Origin of the sequence: Mesorhizobium sp. M5C.F.Ca.IN.020.29.1.1, assembly GCF_003997375.1 — a bacterium.
In the GTDB taxonomy this organism is placed as follows: Bacteria; Pseudomonadota; Alphaproteobacteria; order Rhizobiales; family Rhizobiaceae; genus Mesorhizobium; species Mesorhizobium wenxiniae.
This window is the reverse complement of sequence record NZ_RZSW01000536.1, coordinates 1-4,270: the sequence shown is the minus strand read 5'-3', so window position 1 is coordinate 4,270 and position 4,270 is coordinate 1. Positions and strand designations below refer to the sequence as shown.

Genomic DNA, 4,270 nt, shown 5'->3' with positions numbered 1-4,270 from the left:
GTAGCCGCGCGAGCGCAGTTCGCCGGCGGTCAGCTCCGAATTGCCGATGTTGAAGAGCAGCAGCGCCTGGATGGCGTTGATGTCGGAACGGCCGTTGCGGTCGAATTCGTCCTTGATCACGTCAAGCAGACGGCGGTGCAGCCGCTCCACCAGCTGCAGCGATTCCATGTACAGCGAACGGATTGCCTCGCGGCGGTCATCGGATACGTTGGCGGTCTTCGCCGCCGGACGGGAATTGATCATTGTCTTTGCCTCTCGTTTGTCGCCTGGTGATTTTTTGTTTTTCACCTTGATCGCGACACTATCGAATACTCATAAAATTCGACTTAAACGCTAGGGCTAACAAGAGCTTACCGGTAAGAGGTTTCGAAAGAGGCTTAACGAAGGGTCACCCGAACAAGGATGATTAACCTAAAGATTTAGCCAATGATTCCGGGCGAAATTTGCACGTCCAATGGGACGCGCGGCGCTATTCTTGTTGAGTGTCGGTCCGATGCTCTATTGCCGGCTCTGGCGCTTCTGCATCCAGATCACCACGCGAAAGACGATGTAGAGCAGCGCCACCGCCGCATGCGAGGCGAGGATCAGCGGCCGGTGGCCGAAGAGCTCGGGAAAGCCGGCATACATGACGATCTCGGTCGCCGCGCAGATGAACCAGATCACCGGCCCCCAGGAGGCCAGCATCCACAGACCGGCGGCGGCGAAGGGGAAGAAGACGGCGAGCGTCACCGCCGCCACCTGCCAATGCACCGGCATCAGGTCGAAGCGCCACAACGAGCCGGGATAGAAGCCGATCAGCCGGATCCAGTACAAAATCCCGAACAACAGGCAGTAGCCCGATATGACGCGCTGGAACCAGGCGAAGATGACCTCGACCGTCGAGGGCTGGAGCACGACGCGTCTCGACGTGACGTCGCTCACAGCTCGAGTTCCCGTTCGCCGAGCGGAGCAAAATAGGCATCGACCTCGGCAGCACTGACGTCGTCGATGCCTGCCGGCTGCCATTGCGGCGTCGAGCCCTTGTCGATGATGGCAGCGCGGATGCCTTCGTAGAAATCGTGGCCGGCAAGCATGCGGTTGAGGATGCGGAATTCCATCCGCATGCACTCGTCCATCGATAGCGTCAGCCCGTGGTTGATCTCGCGCCAGGCGACATGCAGACTGGTCGGCGAGCGGGTGCGGATCGTCGCCAGCGTCTTTGCCGCGAACGCATCGGCGGGTGCGGCGCGCTCCAGGCTGCCGATGACGTCACCCAGCGACGCTTGCGCGAAATGCCGGGCGATCGCTTCCAGCGTCTGACTGTCAGTCTCGCGGCGGGCCGGGACGGAAAAGCCGCGCAGCGCCGATTCCGGGTCGCCGGTCGCGACCAGCCGGTCGAGAAAACCGGCCTGGTCCTGCGCCTTGATCGTATGCGTCGCCAGGCCCGACCACAAAGCGTCGCCATAGCGGATGCGGTTTCCGGTCAGGGCCAGATACATGCCGAAACTGCCGCCAAGGTTCGGCAGGAGATGACTGGCGCCGACATCCGGGAAAAAGCCGATGCCGACTTCCGGCATGGCGAATTGGGCGTTTTCGGTTAGCACCCGATGCGAACCGTGGAACGAGATGCCGACGCCGCCGCCCATGACGATGCCGTCGATCAGGGCGACATAGGGTTTTTTGAACCGCGCGATGCGGGCGTTCAGCCGGTATTCGTCGGCGAAGAAATCGACCGGCGGCTTTCCCGCCCGGCCGGCCTCGTAGATGTGGAGGATGTCGCCGCCGGCCGAAAACGCCCTGCCCTCGGCCTTGACGGCGACGACGTCGACGCCGTCGTCCCGCTCCCAGGCGCGCAGCGCCTTGTCGAGCGCCTTGACCATGCGGTGGGTGACGGCATTGAGCGCTTGCGGCCGCGTCAGCGTGACGATGCGGGCCCTGTCCAATCGTTCGAAGCGGATCTCGTCGCTGCCGCCAAAATCCATCGCCTGACATTCCCTCCCCTGCGCCGCCGGGACTGAAGTGCTAAAGCGTGGCGCATGGGTGCGTCAATGCCAAGGTCAATCCTGTCCTGTAACGGTCAGCCGGATTTGGTATACCGATATCCAGGTAATGCCAGCCTGGCACAATCGTGGCGCATTGGTCAGCGGCGGAAGCTCGTGGTAAAAGCTGCCGATCCCGGAGTTTTCGCGATGAACAAATTCACCCCAGCAAAGCCTGCCGGCGCGCGCAGCGTCGACGAGATCACCGGCAGCCGCCGTTTGCGCCGCATGCGCAAGGCCGACTGGTCGCGCCGCCTCGTCCAGGAGAACCGGCTCTCCGTCGACGACCTGATCTGGCCGATCTTCGTCGTCGATGGGAAGAATATCCGCGAACCGATCGCGGCCATGCCCGGCGTCTTCCGCCTGTCGCTCGACCTTGCCGTCAAGGAGGCCGAGCGCGCGGCAAAGCTCGGCATTCCGGCGATCGCCACCTTCCCGAATGTCGCGCTCGGCCTGCGCGACCAGACCGGCTCGCATATCCTCGATCCGGAAAACATCATCAACCGCGCCACGCGCGCTATCAAACACGCGGTGCCAGAGATCGGCATCATCACCGACGCAGCGCTCGATCCCTTCACCTCGCACGGCCACGACGGCATCTTGCGCGACGGCATCATCGTCAACGACCAGACCGTGGAGCAGGTCACTGCGGCTGCCGTCATCCAGGCGGCGGCCGGCGCCGATATCATTGCCCCTTCCGACATGATGGACGGCCGCATCGGCGCCATCCGCGACGCGCTCGACGCCAATGGTTTTCAGGATGTGGCGATCATGTCCTACGCGACGAAATTCGCCTCCGCTTTCTACGGGCCCTATCGCGAGGCGGTCGGCACCGCCGGCCTGCTCAAGGGCGACAAGAAGACCTACTATCTCGACCACGCCAATTCCGACGAGGCCGTGCGCGAGGCCGAGCAGGACCTCGCCGAGGGCGCCGACATGCTGATGGTCAAGCCCGGCCTGCCCTATCTCGACATCATCCGCAGGCTGAAGGACGAATTCCGGATGCCGACCTTCGCCTATCAGGTGTCGGGCGAATATTCGATGATCAAGGCGGCTGCCGCCAATGGCTGGATCGACGGCGACAAGGCGATGTTGGAATCGCTGCTAGCCTTCAAGCGCGCCGGCTGCGACGGCATCCTCACCTATTTTGCGCCCGAAGTGGCGGCGATGCTGGAGGGGTAGCATCCCCTTCAGCCGAACATGGGTTCGCGGCGCGAACAATAGCCGGCGATCCGCTTCGACATACAGGACAATTTCAGTTTCCGGCCGGTAAAACGCAGCGCGAGTCGCCTGGCCCTTCGCTTTCGCCTTGCCGTGTTCCAAACACCGCTTGCAAATCGCAATCAGTTAAGCTACCAATAACTGATTGCATAATGCAACTGGTTATCGAGGAGGCTCTCATGTCCAAACTTCGCGTCAACGCTTTCACCCTGTCGATCGACGGCTTCGGCGCCGGTCCTGACCAGGATCTCAGCAATCCTCTCGGTGTCGGCGGAGAAGATCTGCACAAATGGATGGTCGGCACCCGCACATTTCGTCAGATGGTTGGCAAGGAGGGCGGCACCATGGATACCGACGAGGCGTTCACCGTGCGCAGCTTCGAAAATGTCGGCGCCTGGATCCTGGGCCGCAACATGTTCGGCCCGATCCGCGGCGAATGGCCTGACGAGAACTGGAAAGGCTGGTGGGGCGACAATCCACCATACCACGTACCGGTCTTTGTGCTGACCCACCATCCACGCGACCCTATTGTGATGGAAGGCGGCACGACTTTCTATTTCGTCACCGACGGCATCCACTCGGCGCTGGAACAGGCGAAGGCGGCGGCCGGCGGCAAGGATGTTCGGGTCGGCGGCGGCGTCGCCACCATCCGGCAATATCTGCAGGAGAAGCTGATTGACGAGATGCACCTGGCGGTGTCGCCGCTGCTGCTCGGCAAGGGTGAGAACCTTTTTGCCGGCCTCGACATGCTCAAGCTCGGCTATCAGTGCACCGAACAGGTGGCGACGCCGCTTGCCACGCACGTCATCATCAAGCGGGCTTAGCGGCACTTCTGCAACGTTGGTGATTGGCGAAAGCCCATTTCTCCCCGTCACTATACGGGAGAAATGCCCGGCAGTGCAAAGAGGGGCGGCGCGATCGATCGAAGATTGCGTCAGAATGAGCTTGGCCCACGCAGTAACTTGGCCGGGTTCAACTGCCGAGGTCGGCGCCGCCCCTCATCCGCCTGCCGGCACCTTCTCCCGGTATAC

The 4,270-nt window shown here is 62.2% G+C and carries 4 protein-coding genes and 1 pseudogene; 2 read left to right on the top strand and 3 right to left on the bottom strand.

Annotated features, from left to right (window positions below; all coding sequences use genetic code 11):
* The 3 genes and pseudogenes from EOA85_RS29030 to EOA85_RS29020 form a co-directional block, all read right to left on the bottom strand.
* Nucleotides 1–243: pseudogene (locus EOA85_RS29030) on the bottom strand (MarR family transcriptional regulator); the annotation flags it as partial.
* A gap of 255 nt (nt 244–498) precedes the next feature.
* Nucleotides 499–921 (bottom strand): DUF6163 family protein, encoded by a 423-nt coding sequence (locus tag EOA85_RS29025; protein WP_127212047.1) that lies wholly within the window; start codon nt 919–921, stop codon nt 499–501.
* Nucleotides 918–1,961 (bottom strand): enoyl-CoA hydratase/isomerase family protein, encoded by a 1,044-nt coding sequence (locus tag EOA85_RS29020; RefSeq protein ID WP_127212046.1) that lies wholly within the window; start codon nt 1,959–1,961, stop codon nt 918–920. Before EOA85_RS29020 ends, EOA85_RS29025 begins: the two co-directional genes overlap by 4 nt.
* A 207-nt stretch (nt 1,962–2,168) precedes the next feature.
* Here EOA85_RS29020 and hemB point away from each other — a divergent pair, with 207 nt between their 5' ends.
* Both hemB and EOA85_RS29010 read left to right on the top strand, forming a co-directional pair.
* Nucleotides 2,169–3,200 carry a porphobilinogen synthase gene (hemB, locus tag EOA85_RS29015; protein ID WP_065008043.1) on the top strand — a complete coding sequence of 344 codons (1,032 nt, stop codon included), beginning with the start codon at nt 2,169–2,171 and terminating at the stop codon, nt 3,198–3,200.
* A gap of 218 nt (nt 3,201–3,418) precedes the next feature.
* Entirely contained in the window at nt 3,419–4,063 is a 645-nt protein-coding gene (locus EOA85_RS29010) for a dihydrofolate reductase family protein (RefSeq protein WP_127212045.1), read from the top strand.
* The last annotated feature ends 207 nt before the right edge of the window (nt 4,064–4,270 follow it).

Excerpts from the sequence above, each read along its gene's own strand:
- hemB (WP_065008043.1), top strand. The coding sequence starts at position 2,169 with ATGAACAAATTCACCCCAGCAAAGCCTGCCGGCGCGCGCAGCGTCGAC.
- EOA85_RS29020 (WP_127212046.1), bottom strand. The coding sequence starts at position 1,961 with ATGGATTTTGGCGGCAGCGACGAGATCCGCTTCGAACGATTGGACAGG.
- EOA85_RS29010 (WP_127212045.1), top strand. The coding sequence starts at position 3,419 with ATGTCCAAACTTCGCGTCAACGCTTTCACCCTGTCGATCGACGGCTTC.